The sequence below is a fragment of the Arenibacter troitsensis genome (genome assembly GCF_900177645.1).
Classification (GTDB): domain Bacteria; phylum Bacteroidota; class Bacteroidia; order Flavobacteriales; family Flavobacteriaceae; genus Arenibacter; species Arenibacter troitsensis.
This window is the reverse complement of record NZ_FXAO01000006.1, coordinates 261,052-277,374: the sequence shown is the minus strand read 5'-3', so window position 1 is coordinate 277,374 and position 16,323 is coordinate 261,052. Positions and strand designations below refer to the sequence as shown.

The window sequence follows — 16,323 nt, the reverse complement described above, 5'->3', positions numbered from 1 at the left end:
TAGCCCTAATTTAGCCTAGTTTTTCCCTAAAAAAATCGATGGTACGTACCCAGGCCAATTCAGCCGCTTCCCGGTCGTACCTCGGTGTGGTATCATTATGAAAACCGTGGTTTGCCTTAGGATATATATAGGCCTTGTACTCCTTGCCATATTTTTTTAAAGCTTCTTCGTAGGCTGGCCACCCTTCATTGACTCTGGTATCCAGTTCCCCAAAATGGAGCATTAGGGGAGCATTTATTTTATCGATATTTTCTGTTGGCTGACCTCCGTAAAAAGGAACGGAAGCCCCTAAGTTGGGAATCTTTACGGCCATCATATTGGAAATCCAGCCACCAAAACAAAATCCTACCACGCCAACTTTGCCGGAGCATTCCGGATGAGCTTTTAAATGGTCAAATGCAGCAATAAAATCTTCCAACATCTCCTCTCGGTTTCGTTTGCTTTGCAATTCACGGCCATCATCGTCGTTACCGGGATAACCGCCCAGAGGTGTCAAGGCATCCGGGGCCAAAGAGATGAATCCTGCAAGTCCGGCCCTACGCCCAACATCTTCGATATGGGGATTTAATCCCCGGTTTTCGTGCACTACGATTATTCCTGGAAGCTTTGTTTTGGTGTCGGCCGGTCTGGACAACAAACCCTTTATGGATCCTCCGCCCTTTGGCGAATCATAGTGGATATATTCCGATTTTAATTTTGGGTCATTGGGTTTTATCTGGATTTTTTTTACGTAATCAGGGGAAATAAAGCTAAGGAGGGAAGCTACGGTAAGCCCGCCAACGGCATAGGTGGATAATTTATCCATAAATAACCTTCTACTTACCCTGTTGTGGGCATAGTCATCATAGAGGTCAAAAACCTCCTGTTTAATGTCTTCTTTTTTCAATGGTTTCATGGGCGTTGATTTTGGGTTGAACTTGCTTTAAATTTATTAGTTTTCATCAGGTACGAATATAAATAGTCGCACGTCACATATGGGGCGTATGCAGGGAGATTCTTTTGAAAAGGTTTTCCTGTTCTTCAAGGGCATTATTTAATGTTAATAGTAAAATGATGCTCAAGAATAGCAGTACTTATTAAAAATATGATATTTGTTTTAACTTTTTTAGGGATTTATGAAGGTAGCCAAATTTTCCCATTATCACAATGTAAAAAATTATTGGACTTAAAGGTTCAATTATTTAATAGTAGCTTTTTATTAAATAACAAACATGTGCATGTCACGTTTAGTCGAAGTAGATGGGGCTATTTTTTTATTGGAATAAAATTAATTATGAATAATGAGATTTAATTTTAATTATCTTTGATGTTCAGTTTATTGCCAGACTGGATCTTTAATACTTTCCCCCAAATAGATTAAATGTGCATTGGCCAGTGATGGTATCCCAAAAAGGGATTTAACTTTAATAGCCTTAAATTTGCTTAAACGATTACTATTAAAATTTGTCAAATACTACCTCCCAATTCTAATATTGAGTGTTTTGGCGGTTTTGTGGCTATATAAAATGGAGCAGGAAAAGCTGATTTCCTTACAGCAAGAAGAACTCTCCAATAAAAAGCAACTCATCGTTACACTTTTAAAACCTATGATAGCCAATCTTTATTATTGGGAGCAGTATGGTTTTGTTGAAAGCGATTTTGATCCGGACAAGAATGCCCATTTGGATAAGAAAATAGGCGATTTTGTGATCGGTATGGATAGCTATAGTCAGTTCAGACTTCTTGATTTGTCAGGGAAGGAGGTTTATAGGATAAATAGACAGGATAACGGTAAAATAGTAAAGAGTTTAGCCCTTCAGGATAAATCCAACAGGGATTATTATCAGGAGACTACAGGCCTCAAAAAAAATCAGATTTATTTGTCCCCATTAAATCTGAATCAAGAAAATGGAATACTGGAATTTCCATATAAGCCAATGATTCGTGGGATTGCCCCTATATTTGATGCACAAGGAACCAAGTTGGGAACAGTAGTTATTAATTTTAGTGCAGAAAGGTTCCTGGAACTACTTAAAAAGGACAACCTCTATTCCTTTATACTGTTAGACCGTTTTGGCAATTATCTTGTAAGTAAGGACAGTATAAAGGAGTTTTCACATTTAATCCCCAGCAGCCGAGATGTAACGTTCCAAGAAGAATTCCCTGATTTGATGGATTCTCTGGGGAGGGTAGCAACCACATCTTTGTGGCATAAGGGTGATCTGTGGATTAAAACCGAATTGGATTTTAAGACCGAACTTGCCCAAACTCCTTTATTTCAACACAAATTTGCGGACATTAGGACAAACAATAAATGGATCCTAATAAAACACCTGGATTCTGCCACTTTAAATGCTAGGTTGCAAAGTGAGATCTTTTCAATTTTCCTTATCAATCTATTGGCGATAGCTGTTATTTTGTGTTTATCATATCTAGAAGCAAAAAGTGATACTTCCAAAAGGAAGTATATGCTGGCACTTGAAAACATAAACAAGGAGTTGGAAAGTAAAAGAAATGAGCTGGAAAATAAAAACAACGAGTTGGCGACCATACAGAATAAGCTAGAGTTGCGCAACGCCCAACTTTTGGAGTATAATAATATAGTTGCCCATAATTTAAGAGCTCCTACGACCAGTGTATCTGCTTTGGTGTCCATGTTAAAGGAAGCCAAGGATTATGAAGAGGCCAAAAGTTATTTTCCTAAATTGCAGAAGGTTACCAGAGCTATTAACACCTTGGTAGATGATCTTTTGATTTATGTTAGGATTCTCAACGATGACGACCAGATAAAAATGGAACATATAGGGTTGGAGTCTTTAATAACGGACACCTTGGATCTGTATGTTGAGACTTTGGACAAAGAGACCATAGAGGTGAAGACTGATTTTAGCGCATGGAAAGAAATAAAGTTTTCAAAGATCTATCTACAGAGTGTAATTCAGAATTTAATTTCCAATGCCATTAAGTACCGGGATCCCAATAGAAAGTCGGTGATAGCTATCCGAACTTCCTGGGAGAACCACAAGAAAGTTTTGGTAGTGGAGGACAATGGAGTAGGAGTGGATTTGAGTCGCTATGGTAATGATATATTTAAATTATATAAAAGATTTCATCGTGGACTATCCGGGAAAGGTATGGGTTTGTTTCTGGTTAAAACACAATTGGAATCGTTGAACGCCAATATTGAAGTAAGTAGTGAATTGGGAAAGGGAACCGCATTTAAAATAATATTTGACCACTATGAATAACCTAAGTTTTCTTCTAATCGATGACGATGAGATTTTTCAGTTTATAATGAAGAATACCATTGCAGAAATAAGTCCAGATATTAAGATAGAATTTTTTACCGATGGTGAAAAGGGAATTGATTTCCTTAAGCAAAATCTGGGTACAGCCTTAAATCTTCCGGACGTCATCCTATTGGACGTGAATATGCCATTTATGGATGGATGGGAGTTTTTAAATGAATATAAGTCGCTTCAGACCGAAATAAAAAAGGATATCAGTATATACCTGCTAACATCATCCAATAATCCAAGTGATATAGCTATGGCCAAAGAAATAAGTGAACTTTCGGGTTATTTAGTTAAACCAATATCCAAGGAAGGAATTAAAAATTTGATTGGTCATTTACCAACAAGTGAGTGGTATCATAACCCATTTTAGAGGGTAGAACCAGCTAGAAGTCCGTTCCAATATTTTTACTTTTGCGGAGATAAATATGCAGGATCATTGAGCATTAGGTAACAATTGATGATTTTTATGTTCATGGCCCACTTTGGGGATTAGGTTGCAGCCTGTATATCTACTGCTACTTTAAGCTTGCTCTTGCCGCTTCCGTACACTACCCCTTTTAATGGAGGTACGTCATAGTAGTCCCTTCCCCAGCCTACCACAATATGTTGGTCCATGGGAATTTGGTTGTTAGTGGGGTCAAAATCTACCCATCCAAAACCAGGTATAAATATAGAGAACCAGGCATGGGAAGCATCTGCTCCAACCAATTTCTCTTTGCCTTTAGGGGGTACCGTTTCTATATAGCCGCTTACATACCTGGCTGGCAGTCCTACAGACCGGATGCATGCTATGGCTATTTGGGCAAAGTCTTGGCAAACCCCTTTTTTCTCCTTCATTACTTCGGCAACTGGTGTGGAAATGCTTGTAAACCCTGAAACAAACTGAAAATCGGTATAAATGCGCTGCATCAATTCAAAGGCGGCATCAAAGACAGAGCGATTTCCTTTAAAGGAAGCCTCGGCATAATCCCGTATATTATGATCCGCACGTCCAATAAATATAGATTCCAGGATGTATTGTCTAGCATCCAATATGGCAGGGTCCGTACTTCTTAATGCCAAAAGGGCTTGGTCCAAGGTAATTCCCCTACATGCCTCGGAAAAGAAAGAATCCTGGAACTGGGCATAATCCCGCATTATTTTGCTTTTTGTTGTTACTTCTAGCTCTATATGTTCTGCCTGTATGGAAAACCTGGTAATATAGTTTCCAAAAAAATCTATGCGTTCCGAAATTTCTGCAGGCTGGGGTGTTATCTGTATTTTATAATCCAACAATTGCTGCCCTTTGGATTCCCGTGGCCGCAGTGTTGCAATATTGTGACAATAAATTACCGGTGCATTGTATTCGTACTTGGTGGTATGCTTAACGTTAAAAATCATGTCAAAAAGGAAAGGATTGGGTGACCAATTGATTTTGTTTGTCCGTATGGTTAAAATAGGTGCTACTTATGGATTGCGATGTTCTGTATAGTAGTTCTGAGAGATTTTCCAACAACCCATCCAAATCTGCCCTAAAAAAATCGGTTTCCGATTTGGTTTTTACCAAATTGGAAGACTCTGCCAATCGCAATTTGGAGAAAGCGTCGAAAACAAATTTTTGATAATTGCTTAGGTTGTTATCCTTTCGGGAATGCGGTAAACGAGCAATGTCTTTTTGGATTCTGTTCAACATAAATGTCAAGGACCTAGGGTATTCCAAGTCCAATACAACTAGGTCCAATAAGTGCTCCAATTGAATGTGGGACCTGTAGCTATATCGGTAAATATTGAGGCTTTCATGACTGGTCAACAAATACTCCAAGAGATCGTACTCTACCTGTTCCTCGTATTTAATGGTAAGCAGGGAGCGACATTTAGTTATGGTCAGCATGCTTTGTTCCAATTGCAGGCCAATAAAATAAAGGAGTAATCCCTGTTGTACTAAAATACTCTCCTCTATAAGGCCCATAAACGCTATTAAACGGGTGATAAGTTGGTTGAGTACTTTTAAGATTTTGTTTATGGAACGGTCCTGGCCTTCTTCAAAGGATTGCCATATTTTTTGAATATTTTCGAACACCCGCCACATATCCGATGACCACAGATTACGTATGGAATAATAGGAATTTCCGAACATGGTAAGGTTGTGTGCTAGACTTCCGGGTCTGTCCTTATCCAATATAACGGATAACATTTCCTGCATGGGGTCTTCCATTGCCATTTTCCCGTCCGGGCCTTTTTCGGCGAAGCCCGGATAGGTGCCCGTTAAGTGGGTAACTGCTTTAAAGAGGACCTGAAGCTTAACGGAATCTGGCTTTTCATTTTTGTTCTGCACCAAGGCCATTTGTCGCATAACCATGCGTAAAAAACGGGCGTTGACCAAAGTACGGCCTACATAACGCCCCGCCCAATACAAGTTCTCGGCGGTAAGACTTGGCAGATCGTTTAGACCGGATGCGGCCAAAGAACTCCTTTTTTGCCAGTGCCTGGTTAAATCTTCCTTTACAGGGCCGTCCTCCAGCACCCAAAAATCCTTACTGGTGCCACCTCTTTGGTTGGATACCCTAATGGTTTCCCTGTCCGGGGCTACACGTACCAGCCCACCGGGCATGACGCTGTATCCGTTGTTCGAGGCTATGCAAAAGGTACGGGTTACCAGGTTTCTGGATTCAATAGTTCCGTCTACTAGATTTGGAGCCGTAGAAAAGCTTATTTTCTCTTGTGCTACAAACCGATAAGGCGTAAGTTCAATTTCCCTTTTTAGGTCATTTAGCTGCTGAGGGGTCATAAACTCCCCGAAATGGATACTCTCCCTATTGGTCCTGTCTATTCTTTTGATCACCAATTGGGATAGGTTATTCAGCACAAAATTTCTTTCCTGCTCCTGTCCACACCACCAAGATGCAATTTGCGGAAGAATCAAATCTTCGTTTAGCAGGTATCTGGCTATAGCCGGCATAAAAGGAATTAGGCCTGGGTTTTCTATTACCCCGCTACCCACTGGATTTATAATGGAAACATTTTTTCTGCGCACTACATCCAATAATCCTGCAACACCCAATTGGGAATCCTCCCTTAGTTCCAAAGGATCGGTAAATGCGTCATCTACCCTACGTAAAATAACGTCTATCTGTTTAAGTCCTTTTAAGGATTTCATCCATACAAAACCGTCCCTTACCACCAGGTCATTCCCCTGTACCAAGGCGTAGCCCAGGAAGGAGGAGAGATAGGCATGCTCAAAATAGGTTTCATTGTGCGATCCCGGGGTCAATATGACAATATTGGGATTATCTTTTTTTATAGGGGACGCATCAACGAGCATCTGGTTAAATTCCTTAAAGAAACCCGAAAGTCGCTTTACATTCATTTTGCTATAGATCTCAGGGAGAATTCTGCTGGTAGTGGACCTGTTTTCCAAAGCGTACCCCATTCCTGAAGGCGCTTCTGCACGGTCGTTCACTACCCATAGTCTACCATCCGTTCCACGCGAAAGATCGGCAGCATAAATGGAAAGAAATTTTTCCGTACTGTATTCAATACCGCTACATTGTCTTAAAAACCCACGATGCCCGTGAATTACTTCGTGGGGCACAATGCCATTTTTTATGAGATTGCCTTCGCCATAAATATCCTTTAGGACCAAATTTAAAAGCTGGGCGCGTTGTTTTAAGCCGTTCTCTACCGTTTGCCATTCGGCCTGGCGCAGTAAAAAGGGTACAACGTTCAGGTTCCATGGGCGATGCATTCCCTGAGGGTCGTTATAGACATTGTAGGTAACCCCGTTTTCTGAAAGTAGCCAATCTATATCCCTTTGTCGGGCCATTAATCCGTCGTAACCCAATTTATCAAATTCTGTGAGTAGTTTGTTCCAATAGGGTTTTACACCATTTTGTGGTGTAAACATTTCATCATTCTTATATTCGGTAATATAATTACTTAACCAGCTGGTACTTGTTATTGGCATAATAATTTATGAATTACTTCTTCCGCAAATCCAGCACATGTGGATATTCAGGATTTATAGGTATTTCTTTGTATACAAATGTATTGGAAGCAGGCTTAGGTTCTACCATCCTACCACTAAAATTTGTTGTAGGCCCCATTTCCATCGGTGTTGCCTTACCCTGCGAGTGTCCAAAGTCCCAAAATCGATTAATTCTTCTTGATTCAGCCTCATAACTATTCACGGGATAGGTGTCATATGAACGTCCCCCTGGATGGGCTACGAAATAGGTGCAACCACCAATGGATTTTCTGTTCCACATATCCACTATATCAAAGACCAGAGGTACATCTACTCCTATGGTGGGGTGAAGCGCAGACCAAGGTTCCCATGCTTTATAGCGGACTCCCGCTACATATTCTCCTTTAATACCAGTAGGGCTCAATATTACTTTAACTCCGTTACAGGTTAGGCTATAGCGCTCTTCCGTAAAGTTTTTCACTTTTACCTGTACCCTTTCCAAGGAAGAATCTACGTACCGTGCCGTTCCCCTGCCGGACATTTCTTCGCCCAATACGTTCCAGGGTTCTATGGCCATGCGGAGTTCTATCTGCATGGAATTGATCTCTATCATACCGTATAAGGGAAACCTGAATTCAAAAAATGGGTCGAACCAATCCAATTTAAAGGGGTAACCGGCATCATTTAATTGGGAAACGATATCCCTTAGATCTTCTTTTACGTAATGTTCCAACAAGAATTTATCATGTAATTCCGTACCCCAACGTACCAGATTATGTTTATATGGTTCCTTCCAAAACCAAGACACCAAAGTACGCACAAGTAACATTTGCATGAGGCTCATCTGTGCATGTGGCGGCATGTCAAAAGCTCGCAATTCCAAGATTCCCAGTCTACCCGAAGAGGAATCGGGAGAATATAATTTATCTATACAGAACTCGGCACGGTGGGTATTTCCTGTAATATCGGTCAATAAATGGCGGAATAATCGGTCCGTTAACCAAAAAGGCACCTCTTTATCCTCAGGAATTTGGGAAAAGGCAATTTCCAATTCGTAAAGATTTTCCAATCGAGCCTCATCTACACGTGGAGCCTGACTGGTAGGGCCTATGAACGCTCCAGAGAACAAATAGGAAAGCCCTGGGTGGTGCTGCCAAAATGTGAGTAGGCTACGCAAGAGTTGCGGATTTCGAAGTAATGGACTATCTGCGGGAGTGATTCCTCCCAAAGTAACATGGTTGCCTCCTCCTGTGCCCGTATGCTTACCATCGAGCATAAATTTTTCGGTCCCTAAACGGGATTTTTTTGCTTCCTCATATAACTTCAAGGTATTGTCCGTAAGCTCTTGCCAATTTTTAGCGGGATGAACATTTACCTCAATAACTCCTGGATCCGGAGTAATTTTCAGTACTTCCAAACGGTTGTCCCTCGGAGGCTCATAACCCTCCAATACTACCGGAATTTCCAGTTCCTTGGCAGTAGCCTCAATACTTGCATTTAAATCCAAAAAGTCCTCCGCACTATTCAGAGGGGGTAGGAAAAGGAATAATTTATCGTCCCGTACCTCGGCGCAGAGGGCTGTACGGACAAAAGGTTGTTTTTTGGTGGATGATCTTAACGTTTTGGAATTGATACGCTCCTGAAGGTCTTTTCCATAAGCTTTTAATTCTGGCCTAGCTTCGAAAAGTTCTGGCTCCGCAGTAGGTTCTGATGGTACTACCGGTTCTTTGGGCAAGGATTCCAGGGGAAGTCGTAGTCCAATCGGGGAATTTCCAGGGGTTAGAAATAGATGTTTTCCCCTAAACTCCCAGGTATTTGTAATCCAGTGGTCATTACTTTTGGCCAAGGGCAATACATGGCCTACGGTTTTGCCAATACCCTGTTCCAACACTTCGCCCAACTTTCGCCTTAATGCGGTGTCCTCTTTTTTGTAATCTTTTGGCTCCACATCTACTGGCAATTTACCTTCTTCCCACAGAAAATAGAAAGCATCTTCATAAGCCGGAATTATACTTTCATTGGGACAGTCCAAATACTTGGTCAATGTCTTTAGGAAAGTGTCCGTAATATCTTTTGGGAGGGTATAGGTCTTTGTAAAGGAGGCCAGCCATTTTGGTTCTTTCCAAATGGATTCCCCGTCTTTTCGCCAATGAATACCAATAAGCCAACGTGGTAAGGGTTCGCCAGGGTACCATTTGCCCTGGGTATGGTGCAACATTCCTCCTTGGCCAAAGGCATCCAACAGCCTTAGTGAAAGGGAACTTGCCAATTCACGTTTGTGTTCCCCATCTGCTGCGGTATTCCACTCTTCCGCTTCCATATCATCTATGGAAACAAAGGTGGGTTCCCCACCCATAGTTAATCGTACATCATTTAACTGAAGTTCCTCTTCTACGGCAAAACCTAAATTATAAATGGCGTTCCATTGATCTTCGGTATAAGGTTTGGTTACTCGGGGCGACTCAAAAATCCGGGTTACGGAATTGTTGAACGCAAATTCCGTTTCACAGGGATCCGTTAATCCGTATACTGGTGCGGCACTTTCAAAGGAAGGTGTACAGGCCAAGGGGATATGGCCTTCCCCGGCCAAAAGCCCAGAGGTGGCATCCAACCCTATCCAACCTGCACCGGGCAAATATACTTCTGCCCAAGCGTGCAGGTCCGTAAAGTCCTCTTCTGGGCCGGAAGGGCCGTCCAAGGATTTTTCATCCGACTTTAACTGTACCAAATATCCCGATACAAAACGGGCCGCCAATCCCAAATGCCGTAGCGTCTGAACCAAAAGCCAGGCAAAATCCCTACAAGAACCCAACTTCCTGTCCAAGGTTTCTTCACAGGTCTGTACACCCGGCTCCATACGGATGGTGTAGTTGAGGTAGTTGTACAATTTTTGATTGAGACCAATTAGAAAATCAATGCTCCGCATAGGAGTTAAGTCCAACTTTTTCAACCATTCCTGGAGCAACGGACCCTTTTCCGTTACTTCCAAATAGGGGAGAAGTTCTTTCTTCAAATCTTCAGAATAGGTGAACGGAAAATTCTCAACGGCTTCCTCTACAAAAAAATCAAAGGGGTTAATGGTCTTTAAATCTGCAATAATTTCTACCTCTACCGATAGTTCTGACGTTTTTTCCGGAAAAACAATGCGGGCCAAATAGTTGCCAAAAGGATCTTGCTGCCAATTGAAAAAATGATTTTCAGGCTTAATTTTTATGGAATATGCCTCTATGGGCGTTCGGCTATGTGGCGCCGGCCTCAACCTAAAAATATGTGGTGAAAGGCTTACCCTTCTATCATACTTGTAAACGGTTTTATGGGAAATAGCTACTTTTAATGCCATGGATAATCAAATTTTCAATATGCCCTAAGATAAGCACTAAAATCAGGAATCCCTCTGGTTAAATGCATATAGGTCAAAATTTTATCCATTAAAAATTAATCAACATTCCTTTTTGCTAGATTGATAATCTAGAAAGGATTTTTGAACGATTTGTTCTATAGGATTGTTGTTGGTCTCCTGGGTGCATAAAGGAACCTATGGGAAAGAAAAGGTATTTGGGATAAAGGCTATGACCAATGGTCTATAGAACTTTAAAATTAATGGTGTAAATCCATTTATCATCCTGCAGCTCATTTTAAAGAATGTCCAAACTTTGTTCATATCGTGAAAAACTAAAACTTATTCAAGATGAACTGGCTGAGAAAGCGGGCTTATCTGTGCGAACCATTCAGCGTATTGAGTCTGGAGTAGGGCCAAGGGGGCGCACTCTAAGGGTGCTATGCCATGTTTTAGGGATAATATGAAATGTTAAGGTACTATGATAAAAAATTAACCCGGAATATTTTGGCGAAACAGGTAACGAAAAGTATAATATCAAACAATTTTAATAACTTCCATTAAGTATAATAATACGGCAACCTATATTTGTGCTATTCCATTATTCCAATATATCTCCGCTATGTCCAGATACATAATAATCCATTTTTTCTTTTTAGGCTTAATGCTTGTTTCATGTAATGGTGCCCCCAACAAGCCAAAACACACCGATCAGCAGCTTAACGATCAAACCGAAAAAGCTTTTAAAACGGATAGCCTAATAGTTTATAAATCAGATAATCTAATAATCCATCGGCTATCGGACCACATATACCAACATATTTCATTCTTAAATACCAATGATTTTGGCAGGGTGGCCTGTAATGGCATGTTGGTTGTCTACGAAAATGAAGCGATAGTTTTTGATACACCAACGGATGATGAAAGTTCTCAAGAATTGATAAACTATGTGTCCAAAAAGCTTAATGGTAATATAAGAGCGGTGGTACCAACACATTTTCACGGAGATTGTGTTGGAGGGTTGGAAACCTTCCTTAAAGACAACATTTCAGCATATGCATCCAATAAAACCATAGAATTGTTGGGGGTCAAGGGGAAAGAATTCTCCAAGCCCTTGAACGGTTTTGCCGATAGTCTTACTTTAAATATTGGGAGTAAAAAGGCATATGTAGAATATTATGGGGAGGGCCATACCAAGGATAATGTAATAGCTTACTTCCCTCAGGACAATACCATTTTTGGAGGATGCCTTATTAAGGAAGTAGGTGCTGCCAAAGGCTATTTGGGGGATGCCAACGTAATGGCCTGGTCCAATACGGTGAGAAAAATAAAACAAAAATATCCTACCGCCAAGATGGTAATTCCTGGGCACGGAATAGCTGGTGGTATCGAACTATTGGATTATACCGTAAAACTGTTCGATTAAAAAGGTCTTAGTCTTTATAAAAGGTAGCGCCCCATTCATCCATATTCCTTAAAATGTTCTCTAGGGATTTTCCCTTATCGGTCAAGCTGTACTCCACTTTTGGAGGTACAACGGGAAAAACTTCCCGTGCAATTAGTCCGTCCTGCTCCAATTCCCGAACGGTCTGGGTAAACATTTTATTGGAAATCCCGGAAATCTTCTTCTGTAAAACACCAGACCTCAAAGGTCCCTCCAAGAGATGGAACAGTATTAAAGGCTTCCATTTGGTACCAATTAGGTTCAGGGTATAATGCAAGGGGCAATTATTTTTGCTCATTTTGGTATTGTAATCTATTTATAATCAATAAAATACTCTATTTGGTAACTATATTACTTTTTGGTAAGTTATTGCCATTTGGGCAAATATAGATTATTTTTGTGGTCTAAAATAGAATAGATGAATACAAATAAAACTTATCCAAAATCATTTTCCCACATAGGAATTACTGTTCCCAATATTGTGGAAGCCGTAAAATTTTATTCTGAGGTTATGGGCTGGTATATAATTATGCAGCCCTCCACAGTAAAGAAGGAGAGGGAAACAGCCATTGGTCAAATGTGTATCGATGTTTTTGGCGAGGATTGGGAGGAGTTTGAAATTGCCCATATGGCTACCTCGGATGGCATTGGGATAGAATTGTTTACTTTTCCGCATGGAGTAAAGGAAGTGCCGGAGTTTAATCCGTTTAATACCGGTCTATTCCACTTTTGTGTACAGGATCCCAATATAGAGGAGCTTGTGGCCAAGATAGTGGCCCATGGTGGTAAGCAAAGAATGCCCGTTAGGGAATATTATCCGGAGGACAAACCTTATAAAATGTGTTATGTAGAGGATCCTTTCGGGATTGTATTTGAAGTCTATACGCATAGCTATGAACTCACCTATTCTTCTGGGGCTTATACCAAATAGCGTAAAATAATTGATCCCTGGTCTCTTGTTAAAGAAGTTATATAAAATGAGAAACCCCGTAAATCATTTGATTTACGGGGTTTTCTTTGTACTCGAGGTGGGAATCGAACCCACACTCCGAAGAACTGGATTTTGAATCCAGCGCGTCTACCAGTTCCGCCACTCGAGCAAGGTAATTATTTCTTATTTTTCAGTTTTCTCAGTTGTTCTTTTAACCCCTGATTCATTTGAGACTGCAAAACTAAAAAATATTTTCTTTATATCACCAAAAAAATAACAACATTTATACTTTAGCAACCCAAATTAATTTCTAAATTTGCACCTCCTTATAAAAAGGAGTTCCAATAAACTAATAAACAATAGATTAACAATGCCATATCAAGTACCGGAGCCTAAAATTTTTACCTGTACACAAAGTACCAAGCTATCCGAAAAAATAGCGGAACACTTTGGTTCCAATTTAGGCAATGTTATTTTTTCTAGATATAGCGATGGGGAGTTTCAGCCATCCTTTGAGGAATCTATACGTGGAATGCGTGTGTTTATTATTGGTTCTACAAATCCTGGTCCCGAAAACCTGATGGAAATGTTGTTGATGTTGGATGCTGCAAAAAGGGCATCTGCAAGGCATATAACCGCAGTAATGCCTTATTTTGGTTGGGCCAGACAGGATAGAAAAGACAAGCCTAGGGTTCCCATAGCGGCCAAATTGGTAGCCAAAATGTTGGAGGCGGCAGGTGCTACCCGTATCATTACCATGGACCTGCATGCCGATCAAATACAGGGCTTTTTTGAAAAGCCGGTAGACCATTTATTTGCGTCCACTTTGTTCTTGCCTTATTTGGACAGCCTTAACCTTAGTGACCTTACCATAGCCTCACCGGATATGGGCGGATCAAAAAGGGCCTATGCCTATTCCAAGGCGCTTGGATGTGATGTTGTTATTTGTTACAAGCAAAGGGCACAGGCCAATGTAATTTCACATATGGAACTTATTGGGGATGTAGAGGGAAAAAATGTGGTTTTGGTAGATGATATGGTCGATACGGCCGGAACCTTGACCAAAGCCGCAGATTTAATGATGGCAAGAGGAGCGGTAAGCGTAAGGGCAATTACCACACATGCACTTCTTTCAGGGGATGCGTACGAGAAAATTGAAAAATCGAAATTATCGGAACTTATTGTAACCGATTCCATACCCTTAAAAAGGGAAAGTGAAAAAATAAGGGTAATAAGTTGTGCCGAGTTGTTTGCCGATGTCATGCACAGGGTACATCACAATACTTCCATTAGTTCCAAGTTTCTGATGTAGAAGTATATTATGAGTAAGTAATTTAATTAATATTTAATAAATACAATGAAGTCAATTACAATTAAAGGATCAGAAAGAGAAAGCGTAGGCAAAAAAGCAACAAAGGCCTTACGTAATGCTGGAAAGGTTCCTTGCGTTATTTACGGAGGGGATAAACCATTACACTTTGCAGCAGACGAACTATCGTTCAAGGATTTAGTGTACACTCCAAACGCACACACTGTTGTGGTTGATTTGGAAGGGGGTAAAAAATACGATGCGGTAATGCAGGATATTCAATTTCACCCTGTAACAGATAGCATTTTACATGTAGACTTTTATCAGTTGTTCAAGGATAAGGAAGTTACTATGGACATTCCTGTAAGATTGTTGGGTAACTCTCCAGGGGTTAGAAATGGTGGTAGATTATTGTTTAGGAAAAGAAAACTTACCATTAAGGCGTTACCAGACAATTTGCCAGATTTCTTTGATGTTGATATCTCTAAATTGAGAATCGGTGGAAATATTTCCGTAGCAACATTGTTGAAAGATGAATTTACCATTCTTCACCCAGAAAACACCGTGGTTGTTCAGGTTAAGGCTGCACGTAATGCGGTCATGACAGATGAGGATGATGAAGAAGAAGGAGAAGAAGGGGCAGAAGCTGCTGCAGAAGCACCGGCTGAAGGTGGTGAAGCATAGTTTTTATCTAAAATAAATGTAAAAGCATCCCGTATCTGCGGGATGCTTTTGTATTTTTACGAACTTCAATAATAGTGATATGTTCCAGTTTTTAGAATCATTTTTCAAATTGAACGGGACGTTGTTGGATGAAAAAGACGCCATGAAGAAATTTTTAGTTGTGGGACTTGGAAATATAGGGGAGGAATATGCGGAGACCCGACATAACATAGGGTTTAAAATTTTGGACTCCTTGGCCAGGGAGGAGGATTTTATCTTTGAAACAGCAAAGTTGGGAGATGTGGGTGCCTTTAAGGTTAAAGGGAGGAGTATAATTTGTCTTAAGCCCTCAACCTATATGAACAGAAGTGGAAAAGCTGTAAAGTATTGGATGGACAAGGAAAATATTCCCCTAGAAAATGTACTTATTATTACAGATGATATTAATCTTTCCTTCGGAACCATTCGTTTAAAGACCAAAGGCAGTGATGGGGGACATAATGGACTGAAAGATGTTCAACAGTACCTTCTTACTGCCAATTACAATAGGTTAAGGTTTGGTGTTGGATCCGATTTTGGAAAAGGTAAACAGATAGATTATGTTTTGGGCGAATGGAACCAGGAGGAAAAGGATGCCTTGGTGGAACGTTATGGGAGAATCAATGCGCTCATACGTTCATTTGTGCTTTCCGGTGTGAACAGGACAATGAACGAATACAACGGAACCTAAGTATTTTTATCGTACTTTGAACTCAGAAATATTATTTGTAGCGGTATTGCCCTCCCTGTCGATTGTAACAATTCTCCAATAATATACGGTGTTGGTTTCAACACTTACCTTTAGATCGGATTTCCCCGATGTTAAGGTATTTATCAGGGTAGTTGGCGGGGTTTCGGTAGAAAAATAGACTTCGTATCCTTCCAGATCATTGTCCACATCTGCGCCTTCCCATTCCAGAAGAACCTCATTGTTGATGTCCCTGGCTATGTTGGATCCAGTTTTGGGAGCTATGACCTCTGCGGGAAACGGAGCATGGGTGGTTTCTGTACCAGCATTAAAAAAACGCCAGGTTTCGCTACGTGCCGTTTCCGAAACTTGAGTGTTTTTGGAAACTATTTGCCACGAATAAGGGGCTCCCCTTTCAATATTCAAATTTGCTGAGGTGCCGCCTACCACAATGGTTTGGGTGGTGTTGGTATTCAAATTGGTAGCCCTTAATTCATAAGATTCCGTGTGGTCCGATGCTTGCCATCTAAATTGCACCGTAGAATTATTGGTTCCAGTTATAGCTATGCCGGTAGTGCATTCCGAATTTTTTTCCGGAAAGACTAGCTGTGCGGACAAGGGTGGCTTGGGAGAGTCTTTCCCTCCGCAACCCACTAGGGCCAAAAAACATAAAATTACGGTTAATGGTTTCATC

The 16,323-nt window shown here is 40.7% G+C and carries 14 protein-coding genes and 1 tRNA gene; 8 read left to right on the top strand and 7 right to left on the bottom strand.

Translation table 11 applies throughout. The features are described 5' to 3' along the window. Nucleotides 1-10 precede the first annotated feature (10 nt). Nucleotides 11-895 (bottom strand): dienelactone hydrolase family protein, encoded by an 885-nt coding sequence (locus tag B9Y87_RS15065; RefSeq protein ID WP_085499801.1) that lies wholly within the window; start codon nt 893-895, stop codon nt 11-13. Nucleotides 896-1,505: 610 nt separating this feature from the next. Here B9Y87_RS15065 and B9Y87_RS15060 point away from each other — a divergent pair. Next, nucleotides 1,506-3,227: a sensor histidine kinase gene (locus B9Y87_RS15060; RefSeq protein WP_139827248.1), complete on the top strand. Its 1,722-nt coding sequence runs from the start codon at nt 1,506-1,508 to the stop codon at nt 3,225-3,227. After that, entirely contained in the window at nt 3,220-3,645 is a 426-nt protein-coding gene (locus B9Y87_RS15055; RefSeq protein WP_085499799.1) for a response regulator, read from the top strand. Before B9Y87_RS15060 ends, B9Y87_RS15055 begins: the two co-directional genes overlap by 8 nt. 119 nt (nt 3,646-3,764) lie before the next feature. On the opposite strand, the gene B9Y87_RS15050 is transcribed toward B9Y87_RS15055, so the two are convergent. Genes B9Y87_RS15050 through B9Y87_RS15040 form a run of 3 tightly spaced genes read right to left on the bottom strand, consistent with a single transcriptional unit; the run spans nt 3,765 to nt 10,558 of the window. Further along, nucleotides 3,765-4,655, bottom strand: coding sequence for a transglutaminase family protein (locus B9Y87_RS15050; RefSeq protein ID WP_085499798.1), 891 nt, complete (start codon nt 4,653-4,655; stop codon nt 3,765-3,767). 1 nt (nt 4,656) lies between these two features. After that, nucleotides 4,657-7,218: a circularly permuted type 2 ATP-grasp protein gene (locus tag B9Y87_RS15045; RefSeq protein WP_085499797.1), complete on the bottom strand. Its 2,562-nt coding sequence runs from the start codon at nt 7,216-7,218 to the stop codon at nt 4,657-4,659. A gap of 13 nt (nt 7,219-7,231) precedes the next feature. Further along, entirely contained in the window at nt 7,232-10,558 is a 3,327-nt protein-coding gene (locus B9Y87_RS15040) for a transglutaminase family protein (RefSeq protein WP_085499796.1), read from the bottom strand. 302 nt (nt 10,559-10,860) lie between these two features. Here B9Y87_RS15040 and B9Y87_RS15035 point away from each other — a divergent pair, with 302 nt between their 5' ends. Further along, nucleotides 10,861-11,022, top strand: coding sequence for a helix-turn-helix domain-containing protein (locus tag B9Y87_RS15035; protein WP_085499795.1), 162 nt, complete (start codon nt 10,861-10,863; stop codon nt 11,020-11,022). A gap of 155 nt (nt 11,023-11,177) precedes the next feature. Beyond that, entirely contained in the window at nt 11,178-11,981 is an 804-nt protein-coding gene (gene bla / locus B9Y87_RS15030; protein WP_085499794.1) for a subclass B1 metallo-beta-lactamase, read from the top strand. Between the two features lie 7 nt (nt 11,982-11,988). Here bla and B9Y87_RS15025 read toward each other — a convergent pair whose 3' ends face one another. Continuing rightward, nucleotides 11,989-12,297 (bottom strand): winged helix-turn-helix transcriptional regulator, encoded by a 309-nt coding sequence (locus B9Y87_RS15025; RefSeq protein ID WP_085499793.1) that lies wholly within the window; start codon nt 12,295-12,297, stop codon nt 11,989-11,991. 120 nt (nt 12,298-12,417) lie between these two features. Here B9Y87_RS15025 and B9Y87_RS15020 point away from each other — a divergent pair, with 120 nt between their 5' ends. Beyond that, nucleotides 12,418-12,930 carry a VOC family protein gene (locus B9Y87_RS15020; protein WP_085499792.1) on the top strand — a complete coding sequence of 171 codons (513 nt, stop codon included), beginning with the start codon at nt 12,418-12,420 and terminating at the stop codon, nt 12,928-12,930. An 89-nt stretch (nt 12,931-13,019) separates the two neighbouring features. Here B9Y87_RS15020 and B9Y87_RS15015 read toward each other — a convergent pair. Then, nucleotides 13,020-13,099: transfer RNA gene (locus B9Y87_RS15015), tRNA-Leu, on the bottom strand. 201 nt (nt 13,100-13,300) lie between these two features. Between B9Y87_RS15015 and B9Y87_RS15010 the strand changes: the two genes are divergently transcribed. The 3 genes from B9Y87_RS15010 to pth all read left to right on the top strand — a co-directional run bounded on the left by B9Y87_RS15010 (nt 13,301) and on the right by pth (nt 15,632). Continuing rightward, nucleotides 13,301-14,242 carry a ribose-phosphate pyrophosphokinase gene (locus B9Y87_RS15010; protein ID WP_085499892.1) on the top strand — a complete coding sequence of 314 codons (942 nt, stop codon included), beginning with the start codon at nt 13,301-13,303 and terminating at the stop codon, nt 14,240-14,242. 45 nt (nt 14,243-14,287) lie between these two features. Then, nucleotides 14,288-14,923 carry a 50S ribosomal protein L25/general stress protein Ctc gene (locus tag B9Y87_RS15005; RefSeq protein WP_085499791.1) on the top strand — a complete coding sequence of 212 codons (636 nt, stop codon included), beginning with the start codon at nt 14,288-14,290 and terminating at the stop codon, nt 14,921-14,923. Nucleotides 14,924-15,002: 79 nt separating this feature from the next. Continuing rightward, nucleotides 15,003-15,632 (top strand): aminoacyl-tRNA hydrolase, encoded by a 630-nt coding sequence (gene pth, locus B9Y87_RS15000; RefSeq protein ID WP_085499790.1) that lies wholly within the window; start codon nt 15,003-15,005, stop codon nt 15,630-15,632. 6 nt (nt 15,633-15,638) lie between these two features. Here the strand turns inward: pth and B9Y87_RS14995 are convergent, their stop codons facing one another. Beyond that, nucleotides 15,639-16,322: a hypothetical protein gene (locus tag B9Y87_RS14995; RefSeq protein ID WP_085499789.1), complete on the bottom strand. Its 684-nt coding sequence runs from the start codon at nt 16,320-16,322 to the stop codon at nt 15,639-15,641. Between the last annotated feature and the right edge of the window lies 1 nt (nt 16,323).

Excerpts from the sequence above, each read along its gene's own strand:
- B9Y87_RS15050 (WP_085499798.1), bottom strand. The coding sequence starts at position 4,655 with ATGATTTTTAACGTTAAGCATACCACCAAGTACGAATACAATGCACCG.
- B9Y87_RS15060 (WP_139827248.1), top strand. The coding sequence starts at position 1,506 with ATGGAGCAGGAAAAGCTGATTTCCTTACAGCAAGAAGAACTCTCCAAT.
- B9Y87_RS15045 (WP_085499797.1), bottom strand. The coding sequence starts at position 7,218 with ATGCCAATAACAAGTACCAGCTGGTTAAGTAATTATATTACCGAATAT.
- B9Y87_RS15025 (WP_085499793.1), bottom strand. The coding sequence starts at position 12,297 with ATGAGCAAAAATAATTGCCCCTTGCATTATACCCTGAACCTAATTGGT.
- B9Y87_RS15010 (WP_085499892.1), top strand. The coding sequence starts at position 13,301 with ATGCCATATCAAGTACCGGAGCCTAAAATTTTTACCTGTACACAAAGT.
- B9Y87_RS15035 (WP_085499795.1), top strand. The coding sequence starts at position 10,861 with ATGTCCAAACTTTGTTCATATCGTGAAAAACTAAAACTTATTCAAGAT.
- B9Y87_RS15040 (WP_085499796.1), bottom strand. The coding sequence starts at position 10,558 with ATGGCATTAAAAGTAGCTATTTCCCATAAAACCGTTTACAAGTATGAT.
- B9Y87_RS15065 (WP_085499801.1), bottom strand. The coding sequence starts at position 895 with ATGAAACCATTGAAAAAAGAAGACATTAAACAGGAGGTTTTTGACCTC.
- pth (WP_085499790.1), top strand. The coding sequence starts at position 15,003 with ATGTTCCAGTTTTTAGAATCATTTTTCAAATTGAACGGGACGTTGTTG.
- bla (WP_085499794.1), top strand. The coding sequence starts at position 11,178 with ATGTCCAGATACATAATAATCCATTTTTTCTTTTTAGGCTTAATGCTT.
- B9Y87_RS15020 (WP_085499792.1), top strand. The coding sequence starts at position 12,418 with ATGAATACAAATAAAACTTATCCAAAATCATTTTCCCACATAGGAATT.
- B9Y87_RS14995 (WP_085499789.1), bottom strand. The coding sequence starts at position 16,322 with ATGAAACCATTAACCGTAATTTTATGTTTTTTGGCCCTAGTGGGTTGC.
- B9Y87_RS15005 (WP_085499791.1), top strand. The coding sequence starts at position 14,288 with ATGAAGTCAATTACAATTAAAGGATCAGAAAGAGAAAGCGTAGGCAAA.
- B9Y87_RS15055 (WP_085499799.1), top strand. The coding sequence starts at position 3,220 with ATGAATAACCTAAGTTTTCTTCTAATCGATGACGATGAGATTTTTCAG.